The sequence below is a fragment of the Allobosea caraganae genome, from assembly GCF_003351345.1.
GTDB classification, from domain to species: Bacteria; Pseudomonadota; Alphaproteobacteria; order Rhizobiales; family Beijerinckiaceae; genus Allobosea; species Allobosea caraganae.
In genome coordinates this window covers 33,826-58,776 of the sequence record NZ_QQTO01000016.1, presented here as the reverse complement: position 1 = coordinate 58,776, position 24,951 = coordinate 33,826, and the positions used below count along the sequence as shown (strand labels likewise).

The 24,951-nt window shown below is 67.4% G+C and carries 29 protein-coding genes; 17 read left to right on the top strand and 12 right to left on the bottom strand.

What is annotated here, in order from left to right; genetic code table 11:
* Positions 1-86: 86 nt before the first annotated feature.
* From DWF00_RS07345 to DWF00_RS07325, 5 genes are all read left to right on the top strand, one after another.
* On the top strand, positions 87-1,295 hold the full coding sequence (locus tag DWF00_RS07345) for an MFS transporter (RefSeq protein WP_114831486.1): 1,209 nt from the start codon (positions 87-89) through the stop codon (positions 1,293-1,295).
* A 145-nt stretch (positions 1,296-1,440) separates the two neighbouring features.
* Positions 1,441-4,758, top strand: a complete 3,318-nt coding sequence (gene carB, locus DWF00_RS07340; RefSeq protein ID WP_114831485.1) for a carbamoyl-phosphate synthase large subunit — start codon at positions 1,441-1,443, stop codon at positions 4,756-4,758.
* 99 nt (positions 4,759-4,857) lie between these two features.
* The gene (gene greA / locus DWF00_RS07335) at positions 4,858-5,331 is read left to right on the top strand and encodes a transcription elongation factor GreA (protein WP_114831546.1); all 474 of its coding nucleotides are present in this window, start codon (positions 4,858-4,860) and stop codon (positions 5,329-5,331) included.
* A 74-nt stretch (positions 5,332-5,405) separates the two neighbouring features.
* Positions 5,406-5,897: a hypothetical protein gene (locus DWF00_RS07330; protein ID WP_114831484.1), complete on the top strand. Its 492-nt coding sequence runs from the start codon at positions 5,406-5,408 to the stop codon at positions 5,895-5,897.
* A 27-nt stretch (positions 5,898-5,924) separates the two neighbouring features.
* Positions 5,925-6,407, top strand: coding sequence for a hypothetical protein (locus DWF00_RS07325; RefSeq protein WP_114831483.1), 483 nt, complete (start codon positions 5,925-5,927; stop codon positions 6,405-6,407).
* Positions 6,408-6,416: 9 nt separating this feature from the next.
* Here DWF00_RS07325 and DWF00_RS07320 read toward each other — a convergent pair whose 3' ends face one another.
* Both DWF00_RS07320 and DWF00_RS07315 read right to left on the bottom strand, forming a co-directional pair.
* Positions 6,417-6,866 carry a GNAT family N-acetyltransferase gene (locus tag DWF00_RS07320; protein WP_245973782.1) on the bottom strand — a complete coding sequence of 150 codons (450 nt, stop codon included), beginning with the start codon at positions 6,864-6,866 and terminating at the stop codon, positions 6,417-6,419.
* An 11-nt stretch (positions 6,867-6,877) separates the two neighbouring features.
* Positions 6,878-7,342, bottom strand: coding sequence for an Lrp/AsnC family transcriptional regulator (locus DWF00_RS07315; RefSeq protein WP_114831544.1), 465 nt, complete (start codon positions 7,340-7,342; stop codon positions 6,878-6,880).
* Between the two features lie 91 nt (positions 7,343-7,433).
* On the opposite strand from DWF00_RS07315, the gene DWF00_RS07310 reads away from it, so the two are divergent.
* From DWF00_RS07310 to DWF00_RS07300, 3 genes are all read left to right on the top strand, one after another.
* Entirely contained in the window at positions 7,434-8,417 is a 984-nt protein-coding gene (locus DWF00_RS07310; RefSeq protein WP_245973781.1) for a mitochondrial fission ELM1 family protein, read from the top strand.
* Between the two features lie 92 nt (positions 8,418-8,509).
* Positions 8,510-9,475, top strand: coding sequence for a thioredoxin-disulfide reductase (trxB, locus tag DWF00_RS07305; protein ID WP_114831481.1), 966 nt, complete (start codon positions 8,510-8,512; stop codon positions 9,473-9,475).
* A gap of 143 nt (positions 9,476-9,618) precedes the next feature.
* Positions 9,619-10,509 carry a LysR family transcriptional regulator gene (locus DWF00_RS07300; protein ID WP_114831480.1) on the top strand — a complete coding sequence of 297 codons (891 nt, stop codon included), beginning with the start codon at positions 9,619-9,621 and terminating at the stop codon, positions 10,507-10,509.
* A gap of 567 nt (positions 10,510-11,076) precedes the next feature.
* Here the strand turns inward: DWF00_RS07300 and DWF00_RS07295 are convergent.
* From DWF00_RS07295 to DWF00_RS07275, 5 genes are all read right to left on the bottom strand, one after another.
* Positions 11,077-11,643, bottom strand: coding sequence for a methylated-DNA--[protein]-cysteine S-methyltransferase (locus DWF00_RS07295; RefSeq protein WP_114831479.1), 567 nt, complete (start codon positions 11,641-11,643; stop codon positions 11,077-11,079).
* Positions 11,644-11,812: 169 nt separating this feature from the next.
* Positions 11,813-12,769, bottom strand: coding sequence for a protein-methionine-sulfoxide reductase catalytic subunit MsrP (gene msrP / locus DWF00_RS07290; RefSeq protein WP_114831478.1), 957 nt, complete (start codon positions 12,767-12,769; stop codon positions 11,813-11,815).
* 256 nt (positions 12,770-13,025) lie between these two features.
* A complete protein-coding gene (gene leuB / locus DWF00_RS07285) occupies positions 13,026-14,135 on the bottom strand; it encodes a 3-isopropylmalate dehydrogenase (protein WP_114831477.1) in 1,110 nt (369 codons plus the stop codon).
* Positions 14,136-14,287: 152 nt separating this feature from the next.
* Positions 14,288-14,686, bottom strand: a complete 399-nt coding sequence (locus tag DWF00_RS07280) for a RidA family protein (protein ID WP_114831476.1) — start codon at positions 14,684-14,686, stop codon at positions 14,288-14,290.
* A gap of 231 nt (positions 14,687-14,917) precedes the next feature.
* Positions 14,918-16,090, bottom strand: coding sequence for a lytic murein transglycosylase (locus DWF00_RS07275; protein ID WP_114831475.1), 1,173 nt, complete (start codon positions 16,088-16,090; stop codon positions 14,918-14,920).
* A 137-nt stretch (positions 16,091-16,227) separates the two neighbouring features.
* On the opposite strand from DWF00_RS07275, the gene DWF00_RS07270 reads away from it, so the two are divergent.
* The 4 genes from DWF00_RS07270 to DWF00_RS07255 all read left to right on the top strand — a co-directional run bounded on the left by DWF00_RS07270 (position 16,228) and on the right by DWF00_RS07255 (position 18,015).
* Positions 16,228-16,488, top strand: a complete 261-nt coding sequence (locus DWF00_RS07270) for a SemiSWEET family sugar transporter (protein ID WP_114831474.1) — start codon at positions 16,228-16,230, stop codon at positions 16,486-16,488.
* A 64-nt stretch (positions 16,489-16,552) separates the two neighbouring features.
* Positions 16,553-16,909: a DMT family protein gene (locus tag DWF00_RS07265; RefSeq protein ID WP_114831473.1), complete on the top strand. Its 357-nt coding sequence runs from the start codon at positions 16,553-16,555 to the stop codon at positions 16,907-16,909.
* 5 nt (positions 16,910-16,914) lie between these two features.
* Complete coding sequence (locus DWF00_RS07260; protein WP_114831472.1) at positions 16,915-17,673, top strand: class I SAM-dependent methyltransferase; 759 nt, start codon at positions 16,915-16,917, stop codon at positions 17,671-17,673.
* A gap of 39 nt (positions 17,674-17,712) precedes the next feature.
* Positions 17,713-18,015, top strand: coding sequence for a hypothetical protein (locus tag DWF00_RS07255; protein ID WP_147283778.1), 303 nt, complete (start codon positions 17,713-17,715; stop codon positions 18,013-18,015).
* A 107-nt stretch (positions 18,016-18,122) separates the two neighbouring features.
* On the opposite strand, the gene DWF00_RS07250 is transcribed toward DWF00_RS07255, so the two are convergent.
* The 3 genes from DWF00_RS07250 to DWF00_RS07240 all read right to left on the bottom strand — a co-directional run bounded on the left by DWF00_RS07250 (position 18,123) and on the right by DWF00_RS07240 (position 21,271).
* Positions 18,123-19,256, bottom strand: coding sequence for a PQQ-dependent sugar dehydrogenase (locus DWF00_RS07250; RefSeq protein WP_114831470.1), 1,134 nt, complete (start codon positions 19,254-19,256; stop codon positions 18,123-18,125).
* A 258-nt stretch (positions 19,257-19,514) separates the two neighbouring features.
* Positions 19,515-20,489: a Bug family tripartite tricarboxylate transporter substrate binding protein gene (locus DWF00_RS07245; protein WP_114831469.1), complete on the bottom strand. Its 975-nt coding sequence runs from the start codon at positions 20,487-20,489 to the stop codon at positions 19,515-19,517.
* 302 nt (positions 20,490-20,791) lie between these two features.
* The gene (locus tag DWF00_RS07240; RefSeq protein ID WP_114831468.1) at positions 20,792-21,271 is read right to left on the bottom strand and encodes a YaiI/YqxD family protein; all 480 of its coding nucleotides are present in this window, start codon (positions 21,269-21,271) and stop codon (positions 20,792-20,794) included.
* A 129-nt stretch (positions 21,272-21,400) separates the two neighbouring features.
* Between DWF00_RS07240 and DWF00_RS07235 the strand changes: the two genes are divergently transcribed.
* The 5 genes from DWF00_RS07235 (at position 21,401) to DWF00_RS07220 (ending at position 22,865) form a co-directional block, all read left to right on the top strand.
* Positions 21,401-21,586: a hypothetical protein gene (locus DWF00_RS07235; RefSeq protein WP_147283777.1), complete on the top strand. Its 186-nt coding sequence runs from the start codon at positions 21,401-21,403 to the stop codon at positions 21,584-21,586.
* A 34-nt stretch (positions 21,587-21,620) separates the two neighbouring features.
* Complete coding sequence (locus DWF00_RS07230; protein ID WP_114831466.1) at positions 21,621-21,851, top strand: hypothetical protein; 231 nt, start codon at positions 21,621-21,623, stop codon at positions 21,849-21,851.
* Between the two features lie 57 nt (positions 21,852-21,908).
* The gene (locus DWF00_RS07225; protein WP_114831465.1) at positions 21,909-22,136 is read left to right on the top strand and encodes a hypothetical protein; all 228 of its coding nucleotides are present in this window, start codon (positions 21,909-21,911) and stop codon (positions 22,134-22,136) included.
* Between the two features lie 290 nt (positions 22,137-22,426).
* Entirely contained in the window at positions 22,427-22,558 is a 132-nt protein-coding gene (locus DWF00_RS29970; RefSeq protein WP_281270129.1) for a hypothetical protein, read from the top strand.
* Positions 22,559-22,634: 76 nt separating this feature from the next.
* Positions 22,635-22,865 carry a hypothetical protein gene (locus DWF00_RS07220; protein WP_114831464.1) on the top strand — a complete coding sequence of 77 codons (231 nt, stop codon included), beginning with the start codon at positions 22,635-22,637 and terminating at the stop codon, positions 22,863-22,865.
* Between the two features lie 116 nt (positions 22,866-22,981).
* Here DWF00_RS07220 and DWF00_RS07215 read toward each other — a convergent pair whose 3' ends face one another.
* Entirely contained in the window at positions 22,982-23,794 is an 813-nt protein-coding gene (locus tag DWF00_RS07215; RefSeq protein ID WP_114831463.1) for a transglutaminase-like domain-containing protein, read from the bottom strand.
* A 92-nt stretch (positions 23,795-23,886) separates the two neighbouring features.
* Complete coding sequence (locus tag DWF00_RS07210) at positions 23,887-24,801, bottom strand: hypothetical protein (RefSeq protein WP_147283776.1); 915 nt, start codon at positions 24,799-24,801, stop codon at positions 23,887-23,889.
* Between the last annotated feature and the right edge of the window lie 150 nt (positions 24,802-24,951).

The window sequence follows — 24,951 nt, the reverse complement described above, 5'->3', positions numbered from 1 at the left end:
AGATTCAACGATCATTGAAATTAACTTGACCTCAAAGCGGGCACCACCCTAAATTCAATGATCATTGAAATTTTGAAGGACATCCAATGGACACGCGTCTCATTTGGCTGGCCGGCGGCGCTTTCGCCATTGGCACCGGCAGTCTGGTCATCACCGGCATCCTGCCCAACCTCGCCTCCGCCTTCGGCGTCACGGTCGACACGGCCGGGCTGCTGATCTCGATCTTCGCGCTGGCCTACGCCATCGGCTCGCCGATTCTCTCGACCTTGCTCGGCGATGTCGACCGGCGCGCCGTGCTCGCCGGCGCGCTCACCGTCTTCACGCTGGCCAACCTGCTCGCCGCCTTCACCAGCGACTTCACCTCGCTGATGGTGGCGCGCATCGTCATGGCGCTGGCCTCGGGCGTCTTCATGCCCGCCGCGAACGCGGTCGCCGTGGCGCTGGTCGCGCCCGAGCGGCGTGGCCGCGCCATCGCGCTCGTCACCGGCGGCATGACCGTCTCGCTGATTCTCGGCGTCCCGCTCGGCACCGCGGTCGCCGCCTATGGCTGGCACTTCGCCTTCCTGGTCGTCGCGCTGTTCGGTGCGCTCGCCCTGCTCGGCCTGCTGTTCCAGCTGCCCGCGGGCCTGCCGCGCAGCACGAACACGCTGAGCGAGCGGCTGCAGGTCGCGCGCCGCGGCGACGTGCTGCTGGCGCTCGGCACCACCGCGCTTTGGACGACGGGCGCCTTCACGCTCTATACCTATATCGCGCCCTTCCTCGCCACCCATGCCGGCATCACCGGCCATTGGCTCAGCGCCGCGCTGGTCGTCACCGGCATCGGCTCGGCCATCGGCAACCAATGGGGCGGCATCGCCGCCGACCGCATCGGGCCGGAGCGCGCGCTGACCTTCGTGCTGATCCTGCTCGCCAGCGCGCTCGCCGCCGCCTCCACAGTGGCCGTGACGCTGCCGCCGGAGACCGCGATCTTCATCCTGCCGCTGGTCCTCATGGTCTGGAGCGGCGCCGGCTGGGCCGGACATCCCGCGCAGATGTCGCGGCTCGCCGCGATGGCGCCGGACGCAGCCGTGGTGGCGCTCTCGCTCAATGCCTCGGCGCTGTATTTCGGCATCGCCGCCGGCTCGGCGCTGGGACAGCAGACCTTGCGGCTCGGCTCTTCCTGGCAGCTCGGCTTCGTCGGCGCGCTCTGCGAGATCGGCGCTCTCGCGCTGCTTCTCGTCTCGATCCGCCGCCGCAGGCCGGCACGGCCCGCAGCGGAGATCGACGAGATTTCGATCGCGCCGCCTGTGCGCTAAGGGGCAGGCCGCTACGCTTTCCCCTTCCCCCAGCCGCATCCTGCCTCTATAGCGAGCGCCTAGCATTCATTCAGGCGCTCGCTTGGTCTCCGCTCGATCGATCGGACCGGGGCCGCGCGCGCCCGCGAACCGACCGGTCTCAAGCATGCCCAAGCGCACAGACATCAAATCGATCCTGATCATCGGCGCCGGCCCGATCATCATCGGCCAGGCTTGCGAGTTCGACTATTCCGGCACCCAGGCCTGCAAGACGCTGAAGGCCGAGGGCTACCGCATCGTCCTGGTCAATTCGAACCCGGCGACGATCATGACCGACCCGGACCTGGCGGACGCGACCTATGTCGAGCCGATCACGCCGGAGATCGTCGCCAAGATCATCGAGAAGGAGCGCCCCGACGCCCTCCTGCCGACCATGGGGGGGCAGACGGCGCTCAATTGCGCGCTCTCGCTCCAGAAGATGGGCGTGCTGGAGAAATTCGGCGTCGAGATGATCGGCGCAACCGCCGATGCCATCGACAAGGCCGAGGACCGCGAGCGCTTCCGCGAGGCGATGACCAAGATCGGGCTGGACACGCCGCGTTCGCATCACGTCAAGACGCTCGGCCAGGCGCTCGACGCGCTTGAGGATATCGGCCTGCCTGCGATCATCCGCCCCTCCTTCACCATGGGCGGCACCGGCGGCGGCATCGCCTACAACAAGGGCGAGTTCATCGAGATCTGCGAGCGCGGCATGGACGCCTCGCCGACCAGCGAGGTCCTGATCGAGGAGAGCGTGCTCGGCTGGAAGGAGTACGAGATGGAGGTTGTCCGCGACAAGAAGGACAACTGCATCATCGTCTGCTCGATCGAGAACATCGACCCGATGGGCGTCCATACCGGCGATTCGATCACCATCGCCCCGGCGCTGACGCTGACCGACAAGGAATACCAGATCATGCGCGACGCCTCGCTGGCGGTGCTGCGCGAGATCGGCGTCGAAACCGGCGGCAGCAACGTTCAGTTCGCCGTCGACCCCGCCACGGGCCGGATGATCGTCATCGAGATGAACCCGCGCGTCTCGCGCTCCTCGGCGCTGGCTTCCAAGGCGACCGGCTTCCCGATCGCCAAGGTCGCGGCTCGCCTCGCGGTCGGCTACACGCTCGACGAGATCGAGAACGACATCACCGGCGGCGCGACCCCGGCCTCGTTCGAGCCGACGATCGACTACATCGTCACCAAGATCCCGCGCTTCGCCTTCGAAAAATTCCCCGGCGCCGAGCCGACGCTCACCACCGCGATGAAGTCGGTCGGCGAAGCCATGGCGATCGGCCGCACCTTCCAGGAATCGCTGCAGAAGGCGCTGCGCTCGCTGGAGACCGGCCTCGACGGACTCGACGAGATCGAGGTCGAGGGCCTCGGCCAGGGCGACGACCGGAACGCGATCAAGGCCGCGCTCTCGACCCCGACGCCAGACCGCATTCTGCAGGTGGCCCAGGCCATGCGCTTCGGCTTCACCGACGAGCAGATCCACGAGAGCTGCAAGATCGACCCCTGGTTCCTCGCCCAGATGCGCGGCATCGTCGAGACCGAGGACAAGGTCCGCAAGCACGGCCTGCCGCAGACGCCGGGCGCCTTCCGCCAGGTCAAGGCGATGGGCTTCTCCGACAAGCGCCTCGCCGCGCTCGCCAACCTGACCGAGGCCGAGGTCCGGCAGCGCCGCCACGGGCTCGAGGTGCGCCCGGTCTTCAAGCGCATTGACACCTGCGCCGCCGAGTTCGCCTCGCCGACCGCCTACATGTACTCGACCTACGCCATGCCCTTCGCCGGCAAGGCGGCGGACGAGGCCCAGCCTTCCGACCGCAAGAAGGTCGTCATCCTCGGCGGCGGGCCGAACCGCATCGGCCAGGGCATCGAGTTCGACTATTGCTGCTGCCATGCCTGCTACGCGCTGCGCGACGCCGGCTACGAGACCATCATGGTCAACTGCAACCCGGAGACGGTCTCGACCGACTACGACACCTCCGACCGGCTCTATTTCGAGCCGCTGACCGCCGAGGACGTGCTCGAGATCCTGGCGACGGAGCAGCAGAACGGCACGCTGCACGGCGTCATCGTCCAGTTCGGCGGCCAGACCCCGCTCAAGCTGGCGAACGCGCTGGAAGAGGCCGGCATCCCGATCCTCGGCACCTCGCCCGATATGATCGACCTCGCCGAGGACCGCGACCGCTTCAAGCGCCTGCTCGACAAGCTGCACCTGAAGCAGCCGAAGAACGGCATCGCCTATTCGGTCGAGCAGTCCCGCATGATCGCGGCCGAGCTCGGCCTGCCCTTCGTCGTGCGCCCGTCCTACGTGCTCGGCGGCCGCGCCATGGCGATCATCCGCGACGAGCTCCAGTTCGAGGACTACCTGCTCGGCACGCTGCCGAGCCTGATCCCGTCCGAGGTCAAGGCCAAGTACCCGAACGACAAGACCGGCCAGATCAACACGGTGCTGGGCAAGAACCCGCTGCTGTTCGACCGCTACCTCTCCGACGCGATCGAGGTCGATGTCGACTGCCTCAGCGACGGCAAGGACGCCTTCATCGCCGGCATCATGGAGCATATCGAGGAGGCCGGCATCCATTCCGGCGATTCGGCCTGCTCGCTGCCGCCGCGCTCGCTCTCCCTGGCGACCATCGCCGAGCTGGAGCGCCAGACCAAGGCCATGGCGCTGGCGCTCGACGTCGGCGGCCTGATGAACGTGCAATACGCCATCCAGAACGGCGTCATCTTCGTGCTCGAGGTCAACCCGCGCGCCTCGCGCACCGTGCCCTTCGTCGCCAAGGTCATCGGCGAGCCGATCGCCAAGATCGCCGCGCGCATCATGGCCGGCGAGAGCCTGGCGAGCTTCGGCCTGAAGCCGGCCGTGCTCGGCCATGTCGGCGTCAAGGAGGCCGTCTTCCCCTTCGCGCGGTTCCCCGGCGTCGACGTGCTGCTCGGCCCGGAGATGCGCTCGACCGGCGAGGTCATCGGCCTCGACCGCTCCTTCGACATCGCCTTCGCCAAGAGCCAGCTCGGCGCGGGCTCGAAGGTCCCGGTCAAGGGCACGGTCTTCGTCTCCGTGCGCGACGAGGACAAGCCGCGCATCGTGCCCTCGATGCGCATCCTCGCCGATATCGGCTTCCGCATCCTCGCCACCGGCGGCACGCTCCGGCTGCTGCAGGAGGAAGGCATCCCGGCCGCCAAGATCAACAAGGTGCTGGAAGGCCGCCCGCACGTGGTCGACGCCATCAAGAACGGCGAGATCCAGCTGGTCTTCAACACCACCGACGGGCCGCAGGCGCTGGCCGATTCGCGCTCGCTTCGGCGCACGGCCCTCTTGCACAAGGTTCCCTATTATACCACCTTGGCCGGAGCGATCGCGGCAGCGGAGGGCATCAAGGCCTACCGCAGCGGCGATCTCGAAGTACGATCGCTGCAATCCTACTTCGTGCACGCGGCCTGAGGCCGCGCGCCGGGGCAGTTCTACAAACGGTCGGAAGGGGAGCGCAGGGCGCCGAACAGGCGGCCGGCGGCTCTGATCTTTCGTAATTGGGACGGGATGATGGACAAGGTTCCTATGACGGCGGGCGGCTTTGCCGCTCTCGAGGTGGAGTTGAAGCACCGCCAGCAGGTCGAGCGCCAGCGCATCATCCTGGCGATCTCGGAAGCGCGCGCGCTCGGCGACCTCTCGGAAAACGCCGAGTATCATGCCGCCAAGGAAGCCCAGTCGCATAACGAGGGCCGCATCATGGAGCTCGAATCGCTGATCGGCCGGGCCGATATCATCGACGTCTCGAAGCTCGGCGGCGACACGATCAAGTTCGGCGCCACCGTCCAGCTCATCGACGACGATACCGAGGAAGAGAAGCGCTACCAGATCGTCGGCGAGCCTGAGGCCGATGTCCGCTCGGGCAAGGTCTCGATCGGCTCCCCGATCGCGCGCGCGCTGATCGGCAAGAAGGTCGGCGATTCCGTGCAGGTCAACACGCCCGGCGGCGGCAAGTCCTACGAGGTCGTGAGCGTCGTCTTCCGCTGACGAACTGTGAGCGCGGGCATGGTTTCGCCCGCGCGGCATCCTATGTCTGGATGATCGCATCCGGAGGCTCAGCCATGACCACTCGCCGCGCTTTCCTCGCCGCTTCGCTCGCAGCTCCAGCCCTTGCGCTCTCCGCCTACGCCGCGACGGCCCAGCCCGTCGCGATCGGGGGCATCCGCGTCGACACCTCCCGTCTGGTGCCTGCCTGGGGCGCCCACGCCGCCTGGGTCAAGACTGCGCTCGAGCGAGAGCTCGCGACGGCCTTCGGCCCGGCCCTGCAGCGCGGCGGCCCGCTGCTCTACGTTACGGTCCGCGCCATCAACCTGAGCAGCTATGCCGCTGCCGGCGGCGGCAAGGGCGGCGGCAGCGCCGGCAATTTCGACACCTTCGACAGCGAGACCCTGCTGCTCGGCAAGGGCGACCGCGCGATCGCGAAATATCCGATCCTCTCGACGGTCGATGCCGGATCAGCCGGCGCCTGGTACCTGCCCGATATCGACCAGCGCCGCCTCGACCAGCTCGTGCGCAACAACGCCGCCTGGATCAAGCGCTACGTCGCGGGCTGATCCGCACCTTCATCCGGGAAGCCTGCCATGCTCCACCGCCGCGCCCTGATCCTCTCCGGCCTGGCGGCAGCGCTCGCCGGCTGCCAGACCACGCCGCCGCTCGGCGCCGGCATTCAGATCTCGGCAGTCCGCGTGGACGTCTCGCGCCTCGTCGAGCTCGGCGTCGGCCCCTATGCGGCCACGATCAAGGCGATCATCGAACGCGACCTGACCAACGCCTTCGCGCCTGACGGCCGCCGCGGCGGCGCCACGGTGACCGTCGCCGTGCGCTCGCTCTTCCTCTCCGCCTATGTCGGCAGCGATTTCGACGATGGCGAGGGCAGCGACTCCCTCGACAGCCTCACCACCGTCACGGACGCCAATGGCCGCGTGCTCGCGACCTATCCGGTCAATGCCTCGAACGGCTCGGGCGATGCCGGCGCCTGGTACGACCCCAACCTGATCGACAAGCGCATCGCCCGGCTCGCCACCAATCACGCGCTCTGGATCAAGCGGATGGTGCAGGGCTGAGGCAAAGTCTCAGGCTACCGGCCGCCGGACCTCGAAGGCCGTCTTGCCGCGGCTGAAGCCGCAGGCCTCGTAGAATCCGAGCACGGCCGGGTCCTTCCGGCCGGTCAGCAGCATGACCTTGTAGCAGCCCTCGGCCCAGGCCTGCGCGATCACCGCCTGGACGACGCGCTTGCCGACGCCCTGCCCGCGCAGCCCCGCTTCGGTAACGACGTTTTCGACCAGCGCGAAGGGCCGCATGTTGCGGGTCAGGTTGGGCGCGATCAGCAGCACGCAGGTCGCCACCGCCCGCCCCTCCAGCTCCGCGACATGCACGGTCATGAAGTCGCTGGCGAGGATGCGCTGCCATGTCCCGGCGGCGGTCGCAGCATCGGGAACCTGATCGGTGATGCTGAGCTGGCGATACAGCGCCAGGATCGACGGCAGGTCGGCAGTGACCGCCTTGCGTACCGTGACGCTCACGCGGGCCTCGCTCAGCCGAAGGGGACGATCGGCTCGTCCTTGACCCGGTCGAGCGCCAGCGCGGTGCGGACGTTGCGCACGTTTGGCAGCGCCGTCAGGTCGCCGACGAAATCCTGGAAGGCCTTCAGGTCCGGCGCGACGCATTTCAGCACGAAGTCGATATCACCGGAGAGCTTCCAGCACTCGCGCACGGCATCCCAGGCGCGGATACGGCCCTGGAAGGCTTCGAGATCGGCCTCGGCCTGGCTCGCCAGGTGCACGAAGGCGAAGCAGACCACGTCGAGCCCGAGCTTGCGCTCGTCGAGCTGGGCGCGGTAGCCCGTGATCAGCCCGGCCTCCTCCAGCGCCCTGACGCGGCGCAGGCATGGCGGCGGCGAGATGCCGACCCGACTCGCTAGCTCGACATTGGTCATCCGCCCGTCGGCCTGCAGTTCGCGCAGGATGCGGATATCGATCTCGTCGAGCTTTGAACGCACAAAATCCCCCAGGAAAGCAAAGTCGCGCTGGTGTAGACGCAGCGCCAAGGCGATACAAGGCATCGTCCGCACCAGTTCCGGAGACATTTTATTGCCGGCCGATCCCCCGCCCTCGATCTGGGTCCTGACTGACGGCAAGGCCGGCGACGAGGTGCAATGCCTCGGCGTGGCCGAGCGACTCGGCGTCGAGCCGGAGGTCAGGCGCGTGTCGCCCGGCAAGCCCTGGGCCTGGCTGATGCCGCGCGGGCCGATCGACCCGCGCGAAGGCGCGGACCGGCCGAACAGCCCGATTCGCCCGCCCTTCCCCGACATCGCCATCGCCTCGGGCCGGCGCGCCGTCGCCTATCTGCGCGCGGTCAAGAAGGCCTCGAACGGCCGCAGCTTCACCGTCTTCCTCAAGGACCCGCGCATCGGCACAGGCGCAGCCGACCTGATCTGGGTTTCCGAGCATGATCGCCTGCGCGGCGACAACGTGCTGGTCACGGTGACCTCTCCGCACAAGCTCGCGCCGGAGCAGCTCAGCCGGGCCAGGGCGAACCCGCCGCCCGCCATCGCCGCCCTGTCCGGCCCGCGCGCCGCCGTGATCGTCGGCGGCGACAGCCGCCACCATCGCTTCAGGCCGGACGACATCGCCCGCTTCGCGCAGGGGCTCGATGCGCTGGCAAGCTCGGGCGTCGCGCTGATGGGCACGCGCTCGCGGCGGACCTCGCCGGCGCTCGACCAGGCGGTCGCGGCTGTCTTCGCCCGGCACGGCGGCTGGTGGTGGGATGGCGCGGGCCTGAACCCCTACGTCCCGCTGCTCGCCAATGCCGACGCCATCGTCGCCACGGCCGATTCGACCAACATGATCGGCGAGGCGGCGGCGACCGGCGCCCCCATCCTCGTCTTCGAGCCGCATGGCGGCCATGGCAAGCTGGCGAAGTTCCTGGAGGCGCTGAGGCGGCAGGGCGCTGTGCATCATTTTGCGGGACGGCTTGAAGGCGCCCGCTATGAGCCCATAGACTCGACCGGGATTATCGCCGAGAGGGTGCGCGAAGGCTGGCTGCGCCACCGCGCCGAGCTCGGCATCGCCTGATCTTGAATGGGTTCGGACTTGCGAAGCGCAGCCGAGACCGTATCTGACGGAACGAAGACGCGGCAGCGCGCCGCGCGTTGAGGATAGTGACCATGGCCCACACCCATGCCCGCGTCATGATCGTCGGCTCAGGCCCGGCCGGCTACACCGCCGCGATCTATGCCGCGCGCGCCCTTCTGGAGCCGGTTATGATCTCGGGCTTCCAGGCCGGCGGCCAGCTGATGATCACCACCGATGTCGAGAACTATCCCGGCTTCGCCGATGTGATCCAGGGCCCCTGGCTGATGGAGCAGATGCGCGCCCAGGCCGAGCACATGGGCACCAGGATGGTCTCCGACCACATCGCCAAGGTCGACCTCTCGCAGCGCCCCTTTCGCCTCTGGGGCGATGGCGGCGAGACCTATTCCTGCGATGCGCTGATCATCGCCACCGGAGCCCAGGCCAAGTGGCTCGGCCTGCCCTCGGAGCAGGCCTTCCAGGGCTTCGGCGTCTCGGCCTGCGCCACCTGCGACGGCTTCTTCTTCCGCAACAAGGAGGTCGTGGTCGTCGGCGGCGGCAACACCGCCGTCGAGGAGGCGCTCTACCTCGCCAACCTGGCCTCGAAGGTCACGCTGGTCCATCGCCGCGATTCGCTGCGCGCCGAGAAGGTGATGCAGGACCGGCTGTTCAAGCACCCCAAGGTCGAGGTGATCTGGGATAGCGAGATCGCCGAGATCTGCGGCGGCACGCAGCCGCCCTCCGTCACGCATCTGCGCCTGCGCAACCTCAAGACCGGCGCCGAGAGCGAACTCCAGACGCACGGCGTCTTCATCGCCATCGGCCACAAGCCGGCGACGGAGCTGTTCGTGGGCCAGCTCGCCATGCGCGAATCGGGCTATCTCGAAACCACGCCCGGCACGACTCAGACCGACGTTCCCGGCGTCTTCGCGGCCGGCGACGTCACCGACGAGCACTACCGCCAGGCGGTCACCGCGGCCGGCCTCGGCTGCATGGCCGCGCTCGATGCCGAGCGGTGGCTCGCCGCCAATGTCTCGGAAGAGCGACAGGCCGCCGAATAGGGGCTCCCCGAGGATTCATCACGTTTGTTGATGGATTTTTTCACGATAATCGGTGCGAAAAACAGGCTGACCTGCAACGCAACCATTGACGGAAAAGAATTTTACCCCCCAACATGCATTAAACGCATAACGGGGGAACCGCGGTGGATTGGGACCGCATCAGGATTTTTTATACCGTCGCAGAGTCGGGCAGCTTCACCAAAGCTGGCGACGTTCTGGGCTTGAGCCAATCTGCCGTCAGCCGCCAGATCGGTGCGCTGGAGCGGGAATTGCGCGCGCCGCTGTTCCACCGCCATACGCGCGGGCTGATCCTCACCGAGCAGGGCGAGCTTCTCTGGCGTGCCGCGCGCGAGATGACACAGCGCCTGGAGCGAACGCGCTCGCAGCTGTCGGAGACGCGCGAGCACCCATCGGGCGAGCTCAAGGTCACGGCCACGCGCGGGCTTGGCGGCCATTGGCTGACGCCCCGGCTGGCCGAGTTCCTCGATCTCTACCCCGACATCAAGGTCGACCTCATCCTCACCGACGAGGAGCTCGACCTCTCGATGCGCGAGGCCGACATCGCCATTCGCCTGCGCCAGCCGCAGCAGCCGGACCTGATCCAGCGCAAGCTCTTCACGGTGCATTTCCACGTCTACGGCTCGCCGGCCTATATCAAGCGCTTCGGCGAGCCGAAGAGCTACGATGACCTCGACAACCACCGCCTGCTGACCTTCGGCGGCACCTCGCCATCCTACCTGACGGCGGTGCACTGGCTTGGCACGCTCGGCCGCGAGCAGCGCAATCCGCGCACGATCCACCTCACCGTCAACAACATCACGGCGATGAAGCGCGCGGTCGATTCGGGTGCCGGCATCGCGGTGCTGCCCGACTACCTGATCGAGACCGGTTCGCCGCTGGTGCAGCTGATGCGCGAGACCGAGATGCCGCAGCTCGAGAGCTACCTCGTCTACCCCGAGGAGATGAAGTCGGTCGCCCGCGTCCAGGTCTTCCGCGACTTCCTGATCCAGAAGGCGCAGCGCTGGACGTATTGAGCCCAGCGCATGGCACCATCCCGATTGAGCCGGCTTCACCTGCGAAGCCGGCTTTCTCGTTTCCGGCAGGGACTATTGGCGGTAACGAAAAAGCGACCAACACCGCAGCAAACGCATGCTTCTCCGTCATTTAGGCTAAAATTTGATACGGTTGCCGAAAGGTCATGCAGACAGCGCATGACGGACCCAAGCTATGCTGCATTGCAAAAAGGCAGCTGCTGCCCGATATAGCAATCACGGTTGTTCGGAACGGGCTCCGCAATCTCCTCCCGGCGTTGAGTTCGTTCCAGCCGTTCCCCTCTGAGATGTTTGGCGCTTGCGCCGGATGTTTCAAACTTCAAGGCCGGCTCCTTCGGGATGCCGGCCTTTTTTCTTGCCTAGAATTTGGGCATTGCCGCGCGGCTGGAACCGGCTGCCCATGTTGGCTGGGAAACCTCCGCCGTCATGGTCGGGCTTGTCCCGGCCACCCACGTGTTTGACCTGCCACTCGTCTTCGATCGCGCAAGGCGTGGATGCTCGGCACAAGGCCGAGCATGACGTGGAGAGTGTTTGGCGGGACAGCGCCCCTCAGCGCGGCCTTGCCGCCAGCGGCAGCGCGTCGAACAGGCTCGGCGCGTGACTCGTGCGCGCCTTCTCGATCGTCAGCATGCGCAGCTTGGTCTCGACACCGGCACCGCCCGAGAAGCCGCCGGTCTTGCCATTGGCCGCCAGCACGCGATGGCAGGGCACGATGATCGGAATCGGGTTCTGGCCGAGCGCCACCCCGACTGCGCGTGCCGCACCGGGCTCGCCGATCCGCGCCGCGACCTCGCCATAGGTTAGCGTCTCGCCATGCGGGATCGCGAGCGCGACGTCATAGACCTTGCGGTTGAATTCGGGCGCACCCGCGAGATCGATCGGCAGCGTGGAGAGGTCGCGCTGCTCGCCGGAGAGCAGCGCCCTGATCGCGGCGATCGCCTGCTCGACAAAGGGCGGCGGCAGCGCTTCGACCGCATCGGCACAGCGCTGCTCAAGGCGCTTGCGTGCCCTCGCCTCGTCCTGCTCCGGCAATTGCGCGCCGATGATACGCTCGCCGTCCCAGACGAGCGCGCACTCGCCGATCGCGGTGTCGAACAAGCAGAAACCCTGGCTCATTGCGCCTCCTCACATCCGGCGACGCTGGAGGCCGTTTGCGAATTCGCTGGGGTGAGTCGACTGGCGTGGTTGTCTAGAACCGGAGCGCAGCGGACATTTGGTCCGTGAGCACCGGAAGCGCAGACAGCCGCGTCAGGCGACCGCCCCAGTAGAATTCTCAAATGGTCTCTCACATATAGAGGTTCTCGCCTTCGAGCCCCTTATACAGCCCCGCGACCTGCTCGGCATAGCCGTTGAACAGCAGGGTCGGCCGGCGGTCGCGCGAGCCCAGCAGCTGCTCGCTGGCCTGGCTCCAGCGCGGATGCGGCACCTCAGGGTTCACATTGGCCCAGAAGCCGTATTCGGAGGCCTGCAACCCCTCCCAGAAGGTCTTGGGCCGCTCGGCGACGAAGCTGATCTTGTTGATCGACTTCACCGACTTGAAGCCGTATTTCCACGGCGTGATCAGCCTGAGAGGCGCGCCGTGCTGGTTCGGGACCGGCTTGCCGTAGATGCCCGTCACCATCAGCGCGAGTTCGTTGGTCGCCTCCGCCATGGTCAGGCCCTCGGTATAGGGCCAGGGATACCAGCGCTGCGACTGCCCCGGCGCGATGCGCGGGTTCATGAAGGTCTCGAATCTGACATATTTCGCGCCGCTTTGCGGCTTGGCGAGTTCGACCAGCGCCTTCAGCGGGAAGCCGGTCCAGGGCACCGCCATCGACCAGGCCTCGACGCAGCGGAAGCGGTAGAGCCGCTCCTCCAGCGGGATCTTGCGGATCAGGTCGTCGAAGCCGATCTCGAAGGGCTTCTCGACCATGCCGTCGATCGCGATGGTCCAGGGCCGCGGCTGCAGCCGCTTGGCCGCGCCGACCACGTCCTTCGACGTGCCGAACTCGTAGAAATTATTGTAGTTCGCCGCCAAATCCGCCTCGGTCACCGGCCGGTCGAGCGTGTAGGCCGGGTTCTGCTTGGCCGGGTAGAGGTCGAGCGTCGGGTCAGTGCCCTGCGCCGCGGCGATCTGCGGCAGCGCCGCCCCCGCGATCAGGCCGGCACCTGCGCCGAGAAAGGCCCGCCGGTTGAAGAAGACGGATTCAGGCGTGGCCTGGCTCTCGGGCAATTCCCAGCCCAGGCGGCGTTTGATCAGCATAGACGGACATACTCCGTTTCGGTGCGCGGAGCTTAGTGCACGCGGGGGCATCCGCCAATTCACGAGGGGGAGAGGCAGAGGCGCAACGCCTTTCCTTCTCCCCTTGCGGGAGAAGGTGGCTCGGCGAAGCCGAGACGGATGAGGGGTCGCGCAACGGTAGCGATGCGACACCTCACCCAACTCAGTGACAGAGGACAGCGCGACCCTCATCCGCCCCTTCGGGGCACCTTCTCCCGCAAGGGGAGAAGGCAGGAATTCACCCGCGCGCTTCCAGCGCCTTGACGATCGCGTCGCCCATCTCGGTGGTCGAGACGGCGTTGGCGCCGGGCGCCGCGATGTCCTTGGTGCGGGTGCCGGAGCCGAGCACGTCGGCGATGGCGCCCTCGAGCCTGTCGGCGGCCTCGCCGGCGCCGAAGGAATAGCGCAGCGCCATGGCGAAGGAGCCGATCATCGCGATCGGGTTCGCCAGGCCCTTGCCGGCGATGTCGGGGGCCGAGCCGTGGACCGGCTCGTAGAGCGCCTTGCGCTTGCCGGTGGCGGGGTCTTCCGCGCCGAGCGAGGCCGAGGGCAGCATGCCGAGCGAGCCGGTCAGCATCGCCGCGACGTCGGAGAGGATGTCGCCGAACAGGTTGTCGGTGACGATGACGTCGTACTGCTTCGGCCACCGCACCAGCTGCATCGCGCAGTTATCGGCGAGCACGTGCTCGAGCTCGACATCGCCATAGTCCTTGGCGTGCAGCGCGGTCACCGTCTGCTTCCAGAGCACGCCGGTCTTCATCACGTTGTGCTTCTCGGCCGAGGAGACCTTGTTGCTGCGCGTGCGCGCCAGCTCGAAGGCGACGCGGGCGATGCGCTCGATCTCGCCGGTCGTGTAGACCTGCGTGTCGACGCCGCGCTTCGAGCCGTCCTCCAGCGTCACGACCTCCTTCGGCTCGCCGAAATAGACGCCGCCGGTGAGCTCGCGCACGATCAGGATGTCGAGCCCCTCGACCACCTCCGGCTTCAGCGACGAGGCCGAGGCCAACGCCGGATAACAGATCGCCGGACGCAGGTTGGCGAACAGGCCAAGGTCCTTGCGCAGCCGCAGCAGGCCGGCCTCGGGCCGGTGCTGATAGGGCACATCAGCCCATTTCGGGCCGCCGACCGCGCCGAACAGCACGGCGTCGGCATCCTGGGCGAGCTTCATGTCGCCTTCCGAGATCGCCTGCTTGTGGGCGTCATAGGCGGCGCCGCCGACGAGGCCGCGCTCCAGCGCGAAGGAGGCGAGGCCCTGCTTCTCGAACCAGCTCACGATCTTCTCGACCTGGCCAGTGACTTCGGGACCGATGCCGTCGCCGGGCAGGAGCAGGAGCTTGTGGGTCGCCATGGGGTCGCCTCGCACGCGTTTTCTGGTTGTGGGCAGGCCGGGAAAGCCTTGCCGGGCTGATTACGAGGGGATCGGGCCGAGCGCAAGCAAAGCCGGCTTCGCCTGGCGAAGAAGGACCTTGCTCGCAGGGCATATGTCGCGAGGGAAGGCCGTCAGGTCTGCGACTTCGCCACGATCCGCGCGGTGACCTCGATCTCCAGCTTCATCTCCGGCTTGAGCAGGCCGGCAACGACATAGATCGCAGCAGCCGGCCTGATCTGGCCGAAGACCTCACCGCAGACCTGCAGCACCGGCTCGCAATAGGCGCGGTCGGTGACGAAGTACTGCGCCCGCACCACTTGGGCCAGCGACGAGCCGGCCTCGGTCAGCACCGCCTCGATCGTGCGGAAGATGTTGCGGGCCTGCTCGGCCGGGTCCTCCGGCAGGATCATGGTGGCGTAGTCGTAGCCGGTCGTGCCGGAGACGAAGACGAGATCGCCGTCGACCACGGCGCGCGAATAGCCGAAGGCGGTCTCGAAGGGTGATCCGGTCGAAATCAGGCGGCGTGTCATGTCGTTGAGCTCCAGAAGGACGTCCGCCGCGATCCTGCCGCGACGATGCCGCTACGCCACCCGTTTTCTGGGAAGTGCATTCCCTCAGGCCTGAGGCCGTTCGAGACTTCGCTGGCGTGAGCTGGCTGGCGTGGCTGTCGAGAACCGGAGCGGAGCGTACGTTTGTACGTGAGCACCGGAAGCGCAGACAGCCGCGTCAGACGGCCGCGCCAGTAGAAGTATCGAATGGTCTCAGCGCCCGCGGAGTGACCTCAGCACCTTCCCGCCCGGCCGCCCGGTCTGGGCCATGCCGATCTGCGCCTCGACCTGCTTGATTGCCGCCCGCGTCAACGCGCCGACGGCACCGTCCGGCTCGCCGACATCGAAGCCGCGCGCGATCAGCAGGCGCTGCAGCTCGCGGCGCTCCTCGCGCGAGAGCGGCGGGTCGTCGGTCGGCCACGCAGCCTGGATGCCGGGCCGGCCGCGGATGCGGTCGGAGAGCAGCGAGATCGCCAGCGCATAGGAATCGGCGCCGTTATAGCTGTAGGCCGCGTCGTAGTTCTTGAAGACGAGGAAGGCCGGGCCGTTGCGCCCCGCCGGCATCAGCAGCCCGGCATTGCCAGAACCAGAGAGCGACGAGCCATCGTATTTGACGACGCCGCGCGCCGCCCAGCTCGAGACCGGCTGCTTCGGGTTGCGTCCGGTCGGGCCGGAATAGCCGTCCGGCACGCGCACCTCGTAGCCCCAGGTCGCGCCGGTCTGCCAGCCGGCCTTGGCCATGAAGTTCGCGGTCGAATGCAGCGCGTCGGCGACGGAATCGACCAGGTCGCGCCTGCCGTCGCCATCGCCGTCGACGGCGAGGCGCATATAGGTCGAGGGGATGAACTGGGTATGGCCGAAGGCGCCGGCCCAGGAGCCCATCAGCCGCTCCGGCCTGAGATCGCCGCGCTGGATGATCTGCAGGGTCGCGATCAGCTCGCCTTTGAAGAAGGCGTTGCGGCGCGGCGCCAGGCAGGCCCCGGTCGAGAGCGCCTGCACCAGCGGCATCTTGCCACGCGCCTTACCGAAATCGCTCTCGACGCCCCAGACGGCGACGATGGTGTGGCGGTCGACGCCGAAGCGCTGCTCCGCCGACGCCAGCACGGACGCGTATTGGCGCAGCATGTTGCGCCCCTCCGCGACCTTCTCGTCATCGACGAGCGTGCCGAGATAGTCCCAGATCGGAGTCTTGAACTCCGGCTGGTTGTTCATCGCCTCGATCACCTTCATGTCGGGCGTGACGCCCGCCATGGCCCGGTCGAAGGTCGCGCCCGAGACGCCCTGGGCCGCCGCGGCCGAACGCAGGCCTGCGACGCAGGAGTCGAAATCCGCCTGAGCGGCCGAGGCTGCGAGGAGGAGCGGAAGAGCCAGTTTGAGAGCGCGCATGAACCCACCGAATCTCAGCAATGGCGCGAATCTAGGGCGGCGGGGGTTAAGAGAGGTTAACCATGCCGGTTTTCAGGGCGCGGACGCTGCGAAAAGCAGCTAAGCAGCGGACCAATCGATTCGAGATGCCCCGGACCATGCCAACCGCAACGACCGAAATGCTCGGCTTCGCCGCAGCCGCGCTGACGACCCTGTGCTGGGTGCCGCAGGCCTGGCACACGATCCGCACGCGCGACACCAGGGCGATCTCGCTCTGGACGCAGGTCTTCTTCGCGCTCGGCATCGTGCTCTGGCTGGCCTATGGCGTGCTGCTGATGTCCTGGCCGCTGATCGGCGCCAATGCGGTGACGCTGCTCCTCGTCCTCACCATCCTGTCGATGAAGCTGCGCTACGGCTGAGCCGCCCTTTCGGGTTGTCGGCCGGCCCGCTAGGCTTGGCGTCCCTTACCCAACGGCTGTCCCGATGCCCGCGATCACCTCAGCCCATCTCCTGCCGATCCTGATGCTGCTCGGCTCGAACATCTTCATGACCTTCGCCTGGTATGGCCATCTCAGCTACAAGAGCAGCGCGATCGCGCTCGCGATCTTCGTGAGCTGGATGATCGCGCTGCCGGAATACATGCTGGCCGTGCCCGCCAACCGCATCGGCTCGGCGGTCTATTCCGCCGCCGAGCTCAAGACGATGCAGGAGGTCATCACCTTGACCGTCTTCGCCGGCTTCTCGGTGTTCTGGCTGAAGGAGCCGCTGACCTGGAACCACGCCATCGGCTTCGCGCTGATCGCGGCCGGCGCCTTCTTCATCTTCCAGGCCAAGGCTTAAACCACATGCCCTTTCCCTCGCCCGGACATCCTGCCGTCGAAGCCTATCTCACCGAGGGCTATGACAGCGTCGTCGGCATGTCCTCGCGCTTCGCTGCGTCGATCTGCGCGCGATTGCTACGCCTCCAGACCGAGGAGGGCGTGAGCGGGCCGATCGCCGAGATCGGCGCCTTCGAGGGCCGCTTCTTCATCGCGCTGGCGCATGCGCTCGACCCCGGCGAGGTCGCGCTCGGCATCGACATCTTCGAATGGCCGGATGCCGGGGTGAAGGATCGCTTCGAGGCCAATTGCCTGAAGCACGGCATCGCGCCCGAGCGCCGCGTTACCATCAAGGCCGATGCCGGCGCGATGGCCCCGGCCGACCTGCTTAAGCACGCGGGCGGCAAGACGCTGCGCTTGATCCATATCGACGGCGAGCACTCGCGTGCGGCGCTGACCAAGGACCTCGCCCTCGCCACCGCCTGCCTCGCCGATGGCGGCTTGCTCGTCCTCGACGACATGCTCCACCCTGGCTACCCGACGCTGATGGTAACTGTGCAGAACTATCTCGAAGCGCATCCTGAGATTGTGCCGCTCTGCATCATCGACCGCGAGACGATTGTCGCCGCGACCAAGTTCGTGCTTTGCCAGCGGTCCTGGTTCGAGCGCTACCAGACCCGGATGCTCGAGATCTTCAAGGAGCAACTCTGGCCGCTCGGCGCCGATTTCGAGCCGCACTGGTGCATGGTGCTGGCGCTCGACACGCGGCTGGCGGCCATCACCTGACTGCCCTCGCTTCCCAGCCTAAGCCTTAGGAGACACGTCTTGATTAGAACGGCATTGATCGCCGGCTGCCTTCTGGCCGCCGCGAGCCCGGTCCTCGCCGGCCCGACCTGCAGCCCGAGCGACGACAGCGCGCGCATCCTCGCCTCCGCCTCGCCGAGCAACCTCCACCGCGACTATCGCGGCGCCAACCATGTCGGCCTGGGCTGGTCGCTGCAGGTCGAGCGCAGCACGCATGATGCCTCCGGCACTGCGTACTATATCGGCGACCTCTATTCCCCGACCGGCGAACTCGCCAAGCGCAACGTCTTCGCCATCGAGAACGAGTGGGATTGCGGGCCCTGAGGCCGCCCCGTCATTGCGAGCGCAGCGAAGCAATCCAGAGGAAGTGCGTGAGGCCCCTGGATTGCTTCGTCGGCTGCGCCTCCTCGCAATGACGGGTGGAGAATGCCTTACCGGGCCGGCCGCACCCGCAAGATCTTCCCGCCGGCATCATCGCTCAACAGGTAGAGAAACCCGTCCGGCCCCTGCCGGACATCGCGGATGCGCTCGCTGATGGTGGTGAGCAGGCGCTCCTCGCCGGTCACGGCCTCGCCGCTCGTCGACAGCCGGACCAGCATCTGGCCGGCGAGCGCGCCGACGAAGAGCGAGTTCTTCCAGGCCGGCCAGACCGCGCCGGTATAGAAGGCGGCGCCCGAAGGCGCAATCGACGGGTCCCAATAGAACAGCGGCTGCTCCATGCCCGGTTTCGACGTGCCCTCGCCGATCTTCACGCCGGAATAGTCGATGCCGTAGGTGATGACCGGCCAGCCATAGTTCAGCCCGGCCTTGGGGGCGTTGACCTCGTCGCCGCCGCGCGCGCCATGTTCGGCGGTCCAGAGCTGGCCGCTCTCCGGATGCAGCGCCGCGCCCTGGACGTTGCGATGGCCGATCGACCAGATCTCCGGCGCCCAGCCCTCCTTCTTCGGATTGCCCGGGGCGGCGCCGCCATCGGTGCTGATGCGCAGCACCTTGCCGAGATGGTTGGCCGGGTTCTGCGCCTGGTCGCGCTGGCTGTAGCGGTCGCCGACCGTGACGAAGAGCGCGCCCGTGCGGTCGAAGACCAGCCGCGAGCCGAAATGCATGTTGCTGTTGATCGTCGGCATCTGCCGGAAGATCACGCTCAGGCCTTCCAGCGCCGTGCCGTTGGCGCTGAGCCGCGCCTTGGCGACGCTGGTGCCGTTGCCGCCGGCGCGCGGCTCGGCGAAGGACAGGTAGATCTGCCGGTTCTGCGCGAAGTTCGGATCGAGCGCGACATCGAGCAGCCCGCCCTGCCCCCGCGCCATCACGCTGGGCACGCCGGTGATCGGCCGCGACAGCTCGCCGGAGGCCGAGACCAGCCGCAGCCGGCCCGGCCGCTCCGTCACCAGCATGCGCCCATCCGGCAGGAAGGCGAGGCCCCAGGGATTTTCGAGCCCGCCCGCGACCGTCTCGACCACGAGTTCGCCAGCACTCGACGGAAAGCGCTGCTGGGCGCCGGCCGGAAGCGTGCTGGCGAAGGCTGAAAGCACGGCGCTGAGGCAGAGGGCAAGGGCGGTGGGGCGCATCGAGTTCTCCCTGTCGTTCCTGCGAACGGCAGTGGAGCATAACGCGATGCTTCACCACTCCGTTGCCACCGGCTCACGCCGAAGTGAAACGGTCGGCCCCGTCGTAAGGTTTGCCCTCACCGTCATGCTCGGGCTTGTCCCGAGCATCCACGTCTTGAACGCCACCCAGGATGAGCGAAGACGTGGATGGTCGGGACAAGCCCGACCATGACGGGAGAGGCGTCGCCCGGGCCGGCGAAGCGCAGCAAGCCGCGCCGCCTACTCCGGCTTCACGCCGGCGTCAGTGATGATCTGCTTCCAGGTCGCGATCTCCTGGATGTGGTAGGGCTTGAACGCGGCTGGATCGCGCACCTTCAGCGTGAAGCCGAGGTTCAGGATCGCCTTGCTGGTCTCCGGCTTGGCGAGCGAAGCGATGATCGCCTTCGAGAGCTGGTCCAAGATCGGCTGCGGCGTCGCCGCCGGCGCGAAGAAGGCGGCCCAGGAATCGGCGTCGGCATTGTTCACGCCCTGCTCGCGCAGCGTCGGGATCTGCTTGGCGTAGGGGTTGCGCTCCGGGCTCGCGATGGCGAGCGCCCGCAGCGTGCCGGCGTTGATCTGCTCCAGCACGCTCGGCAGCGTCGAGTTGGCGATGTCGATGCGGCCGCCGATGATCTCCTGCACCAGCGGCGCGGCGCCGCGGAACGGCACATGCGTCATCTTGATACCGGTGCGCTGCATGAACAGTTCCATGGCGAGATGCGAGCCGGAGCCGACGCCGGTCGAGCCGTAGTTGAGCTTCTCGGGATCGGCCTTGGCCAGCGCGATCAGCTCGGGGATGGTCTTGGCCGGCAGGTCGTTGCGCACCACGAAGGCATGCTCGAAGGCGCCGACGCCGGCGAGCGGCGCGAAATCCTTGACCGCGTCGTAGCCCGGATCCTTCAGCAGGAACATGTTGTTGCCATGCGTCTGGTTGTTGCCGAACACGATCGTGTAGCCATCGGCCGCGCCATGGGCGACGGCGCGGGTGCCGACGGCGCCGGACGCGCCGGCGCGGTTGTCGACCAGCACGTTCTGGCCGATCGAAGTCGAGAGGTCCTGCGCCACGAAGCGGGCGATCGCGTCGGTCGGGCCGCCGGCCGGATAGGGCACGACCAGGCTGATCGGCTTCGACGGGAAGGCCTGGGCCCGGACGACGGCCGGAGCGAAGACGGCGCCGGCAACGAGGCCGAGCGCGGAACGGCGGGTGATCGACATGAAATTCCTCCCAGAAGCCCGATTGGGAAACGGGCTTTCGCCGAGGATTTACGGGCAAAGGCGCCATGCGTCCAGCGTCGGCTAACGCCGTTTCACGAGCGGGCTCGCCGACTACGCCGAGCACGACGCCCTCTTCCCTTCTCCCGTGTGGGAGAAGGTGCCCCGGCAGGGGCGGGTGAGGGCCGGACAGAAAACCAGCGAAGCGGAAACAGAGCCGCGGATAGCTCACAGCAGCAGCGTCTAACCGCAGGCTCCCACCCTGCCCTCTCCCACACGGGGGAGGGTTCCTCGCGCTTCTCTTTTTACCCGGTAAATCCCGCCCGCTTCAGCCGCTGGATCGCGACGTCCAGCGCCTGCAGGAAGGCCGAGCGATCCCGCGCCGAGAACGGCTTCGGCCCGCCGGTCACGGTGCCGGCCGCGCGCAGGTCCTCCATCATGTCGCGCGTCGCCAGCGCCATGCCGATCGAGGCCTCGGTGAAGGGTTTTCCGGTCGGACCGATGACGTCGGCGCCGGCCTTGATGCAGCGGTCGGCCAGCGGGATGTCGGAGGTGACAACGATCGAGCCACGCCCGACCCGCTCCGCGATCCAGTTATCGGCCGCATCGAACCCGTCGGAGACGATGACGCGCTCGATCCAGCTCTCGCGCGGCACCGCCATGAACGAGTTGGCGACGACGAAGACTTTCAGCCGGTGCCGCTCGGCCACCCGGTAGATCTCGGGCTTCACCGGGCAGGCATCGGCATCGACATAGATCGCGATCGGGTTTGGCGCTTCGCTCATTCCCGGCCCATCGCAGGGAAAATCGGCGCAGGCAAGCGGCCTTTATGCCGGCCTTATGCGCTGCAGCATCTTCCGCATGGCGAGCTTACCGGGGCCGGACCTACATCTCCGTCATCGATGGAGGTCGATATGACGATTGATGTCACCAACGCCTACACCCCTCACCAGCGCCGCGCCCGCGCCGTCTATCGCAGCATTGCGACCAAGCGGCCGCAGGTCGGAATCCTGGCGGCGGAGCTCGCCGTTCTCGCCGTGATGATGCTGGTCGCGGCCGGCCTGGTCGCCCTGCGCACCTGGCTGATGATGCCGAACTGAGCGCTGAGCACGAAAGAGGCTAAGTACGAAAGACATGGGCCAATCCACGCCTATCCAACCGCTCGATGCCACGAGCCATCTCTTCCTGGTCGGCCAGTCCAAGGCCGGCTTCTGGGTCGCCCGCGATCTCGAAGGCAAGTCCGAGGGCATCTTCCGCGACAAGAAGGACGCTGTCCGCTTCGCCTTGTTCGAGGGCGGCCATCCCAACGCGGTGATGCTCTCGCCCAACGCGGTCGAGCCCAGCTTCGGCCTGGGAGTACGCTGAATTCTCGCAAGAATTGACCATATCCAGGCGGATTCGGCCGGGCGAAAGCCCGGCCGATTGCGTGATGGCAGGGAGCGCCGGCTCGAGCGGGCGCTGTTCGCGATCTTCGTCGAGGCGGCCGGCGCGCTGATCGGCCAGCTCGTCGCGGCCGGCATAGACGACCCAGCCGACATCGCCCGCCGCTTGAACCGCCGCGGCTTTCCCTGCTGGGGCCGGCCGCGCTGGAGCGCCGGCGCTGTGAGCATGGTGCTGCGGCGCAAGGCCTGGCTGGACGCGCGCGCCTGAAGCAACCCCTCCTCGCGTGTTGCGCAAGAAACCGCGTGCACCCGCGCAGGCTCTGCCCTAGACTCCGATTCTGCTTCGACATGTGCGCCCGGCCTCTGTCCGGGACAGCCGCGGCAGCCGAAAGCCGGCCGCAATGACCGAAAGCACCATCGATCCCGAAAAGCAGCACGCCGCGCCCGCAGCGAATGCGGCCCCGCGTGCGTTTCCGATCGTGGCGATCGATACGCAGCTCCGGCTGGCCTGACCCTGCAAGGCCGCAGCCCGCGGCCTCGAAACAAGGAGCCGATCCCATGGCAAAAGGCGAACAACGCGGCAACCGCGAAGCCAAGAAGCCGAAGAAGGACAAGCCGAAGGTCGCAGCCGCCGCGCCCTCGACCTTCGCCGCAGTGGTCGCAAAGGCCGCCACGCCGAAGAAGAAGTGAACACGGCCCCCGAGCAGCGATATCCAGCCCGTCGGGGGCATGTCAGCCACGGCTCAAGCCAACCGACAGGACCACGATGATCCGCTTCAAGACGATCGAGCCGGAGACGGCTGCGAAGACCACTCAGCCCGCTGAGGCCCCACGGCCGGCTCCGGCGCAATTCGAGCCGCGGCCTGCGGAGGCCGACGAGCCCGCCGTGAAATCCAAGGGCCTCACCCGCAAGACCCCGCTGCGCGCGAGGAAGCCGGACGTCGCTCCGCTCTTCGACGAGAAGGCTCCTGCGGCGGATAGCGAAGCCGCCGGCTAGAGCATCGGACCGAAAAGTGGAATCCACTTTCGGGAAAATCCGATGCAATGACAAAAGCCTGGATCGCCACTGTGCGTCCGAGAGGACGCACGGCGATCTGGCCTGGCGGCTGCGCCTCAGGCCTCGACGACCTCGTCGGTCCAGACCTTGAAGCCCGTAAGCGTATTCGGCCCGAACGTGGTGGCGATGGCGACATCGGCCGCGTCGCGCCCGCGCGCGATCAGCACGCGGCCGATCCGCGGCACGTTGTTGCGCGGGTCGAACATCTGCCAGCCAGCGCTGAGATAGGCCTCGAAGGACGCCGCGAAATCGCCCGGCGGATAGGGCGGCGGCGTGCCGACATCGCCGAGATAGCAGGTGCAATAGCGCGCCGGGATGTTCATCGCCCGGCAGAAGGCGATCGCGAGATGGGCATAGTCGCGGCAGACGCCGCGGCCCTCGCGATAGGCGTCGGACGCCGTCCGCGTCACGCTGGCGTCGTTGTAGTCGAAGGCGATGCGCTGGTGCACGAAGTCGCAGATCGCCTGCACGCGCGGCGCGCCGGGCTGGGTATGGCCGAAGAGCTGCCAGGCGAGGTCGAGCAGGCGGTCGCTGTCGCAGAAGCGGCTGGCGAGCAGGAAGACGATGCACTCCTCCGGCAATTGCTCGACCGGGACCTGCCCGGCATCGTACCGGATCTCCTCCGGCAAACCAGTGTCGCTGATCACGGCGTCGGCCGAGATCAGCATGCGGCCCTGCGGCGCCAGCAGCCGGCTGCACCAGTTGCCGAAGCCGTCGCGATAGGCGCTGACGCGAACCGGCGGGCTGATCCGCATCTGGTCCGGCCCGGCCAGGTCGGAGACCCGGCTGAAATGCACGTTCAGCATCAGGATGATCGGGGTCGGCTGCGGAAAATCGTAGGTGAGCTCGTAGCCGATCCTGAGTTTCACGGGATGCCTTCTGCGCGTCGCGGCGCGCTGGTCATTGGTGGCCCCTCAGCCAATGCCGGCACTATGCACGTTTCCGGCCAAGCTTGCGCAGCTCATGGCTTCGCGCCCGAGCGTCCCATGGCCTCGTTCATCTCCTGCATGAGGTTGTTGAACGAAAACGGCTTCGTCGGCCTCGCCGCCTTGACCGCCGGCTGGTCGAGCCAGCCCGGCCGGCGCGGGCACAGCGACGTCATCTCATGCACGGATTCCGCGGGGAGCGCCTGTCGCCGCGCCCATTCCGAATCGGAGCTGCGATGGCTCCAGGCCGCATCGACATAATCGATCGTCTCGCGGACTGCGCCGGTGGTCAGGTCGTCGGGATATTTCAGCGCCGGGTCCGACAGCAGGATCGTCACTTCGGCGATGGCATAGAGACCGCTCGGCGCATTGGTTCTGCTGCTGTCCCAGGTGAACTGCCGCCGCGCGCTGCCGAGCAGGGCCGGCCCGTCGAAGCCGACCTCGCGCTGGTCCAGCGCGTAGACGAAGCGCTCGGCCCGGACCACCGTCGATGGGCCGAACGGCACCAGGCGCAACCCGGCCGGCGTCGGCTCGAAGCGGGTCGGCTGGTCCGGCGGCTCCGTCTTCTGCGACAGCAGGACGGCCTTGTTGGCGCGCATGACGGCATGCATCGCCATGATCCGTCCGATCATGTCCGGCCCCGCGACGCGCTGGACGGAGTCGACCCGCTCCTTCAGCACCCGCCCAAGGCAGGCGCCGGGGTCGTCCGCCTTGCCGCAACCGCCACCGCCCGCACCGCCATCCTGCCGGACCCGGGCAATCAGCGCGCGAAAGGCCGCGACGTCATACGAGCCGAGCGCGCAGGTCTCGACCTGCTCGGGCCGGTTGCTGCCGGAGGTGACGAAGCGGTACCAGAGTGCGCCGCCGACGCCATAGGCGAAGCAGGCCGCGACGAAGCCGGCGGGAATCAGGCTCCAGCGATGCTTCCAGAACCAGCTTTCCTCCGCCACGAACCGGGCCTCCCGCGCCAAAAAACCGCCAGACAGCTGCTCAAATTCGCTTCGCTTCTGCGAATGATCAAGCACTCTTGCTTGCGATGCCGGCGCATGAGTCCTAAACCACGCGCGCGCTTAGCCTTGAGCGCAGCCCTGTCCGCTCCC

What these genes read in the sequence shown, in the direction of transcription:
- DWF00_RS07245 (WP_114831469.1), bottom strand. Translation starts at nt 20,489, where the DNA reads ATGTCGATCACCCGCCGTTCCGCGCTCGGCCTCGTTGCCGGCGCCGTC.
- DWF00_RS07295 (WP_114831479.1), bottom strand. Translation starts at nt 11,643, where the DNA reads ATGAGCCAGGGTTTCTGCTTGTTCGACACCGCGATCGGCGAGTGCGCG.
- DWF00_RS07235 (WP_147283777.1), top strand. Translation starts at nt 21,401, where the DNA reads ATGACGATTGATGTCACCAACGCCTACACCCCTCACCAGCGCCGCGCC.
- DWF00_RS07230 (WP_114831466.1), top strand. Translation starts at nt 21,621, where the DNA reads ATGGGCCAATCCACGCCTATCCAACCGCTCGATGCCACGAGCCATCTC.
- trxB (WP_114831481.1), top strand. Translation starts at nt 8,510, where the DNA reads ATGGCCCACACCCATGCCCGCGTCATGATCGTCGGCTCAGGCCCGGCC.
- DWF00_RS07220 (WP_114831464.1), top strand. Translation starts at nt 22,635, where the DNA reads ATGATCCGCTTCAAGACGATCGAGCCGGAGACGGCTGCGAAGACCACT.
- leuB (WP_114831477.1), bottom strand. Translation starts at nt 14,135, where the DNA reads ATGGCGACCCACAAGCTCCTGCTCCTGCCCGGCGACGGCATCGGTCCC.
- DWF00_RS07275 (WP_114831475.1), bottom strand. Translation starts at nt 16,090, where the DNA reads ATGCGCGCTCTCAAACTGGCTCTTCCGCTCCTCCTCGCAGCCTCGGCC.
- DWF00_RS07325 (WP_114831483.1), top strand. Translation starts at nt 5,925, where the DNA reads ATGCTCCACCGCCGCGCCCTGATCCTCTCCGGCCTGGCGGCAGCGCTC.
- DWF00_RS29970 (WP_281270129.1), top strand. Translation starts at nt 22,427, where the DNA reads ATGGCAAAAGGCGAACAACGCGGCAACCGCGAAGCCAAGAAGCCGAAG.
- DWF00_RS07270 (WP_114831474.1), top strand. Translation starts at nt 16,228, where the DNA reads ATGCCAACCGCAACGACCGAAATGCTCGGCTTCGCCGCAGCCGCGCTG.
- DWF00_RS07240 (WP_114831468.1), bottom strand. Translation starts at nt 21,271, where the DNA reads ATGAGCGAAGCGCCAAACCCGATCGCGATCTATGTCGATGCCGATGCC.
- DWF00_RS07260 (WP_114831472.1), top strand. Translation starts at nt 16,915, where the DNA reads ATGCCCTTTCCCTCGCCCGGACATCCTGCCGTCGAAGCCTATCTCACC.
- greA (WP_114831546.1), top strand. Translation starts at nt 4,858, where the DNA reads ATGGACAAGGTTCCTATGACGGCGGGCGGCTTTGCCGCTCTCGAGGTG.
- DWF00_RS07345 (WP_114831486.1), top strand. Translation starts at nt 87, where the DNA reads ATGGACACGCGTCTCATTTGGCTGGCCGGCGGCGCTTTCGCCATTGGC.
- carB (WP_114831485.1), top strand. Translation starts at nt 1,441, where the DNA reads ATGCCCAAGCGCACAGACATCAAATCGATCCTGATCATCGGCGCCGGC.
- DWF00_RS07330 (WP_114831484.1), top strand. Translation starts at nt 5,406, where the DNA reads ATGACCACTCGCCGCGCTTTCCTCGCCGCTTCGCTCGCAGCTCCAGCC.
- DWF00_RS07250 (WP_114831470.1), bottom strand. Translation starts at nt 19,256, where the DNA reads ATGCGCCCCACCGCCCTTGCCCTCTGCCTCAGCGCCGTGCTTTCAGCC.
- DWF00_RS07280 (WP_114831476.1), bottom strand. Translation starts at nt 14,686, where the DNA reads ATGACACGCCGCCTGATTTCGACCGGATCACCCTTCGAGACCGCCTTC.
- DWF00_RS07265 (WP_114831473.1), top strand. Translation starts at nt 16,553, where the DNA reads ATGCCCGCGATCACCTCAGCCCATCTCCTGCCGATCCTGATGCTGCTC.
- msrP (WP_114831478.1), bottom strand. Translation starts at nt 12,769, where the DNA reads ATGCTGATCAAACGCCGCCTGGGCTGGGAATTGCCCGAGAGCCAGGCC.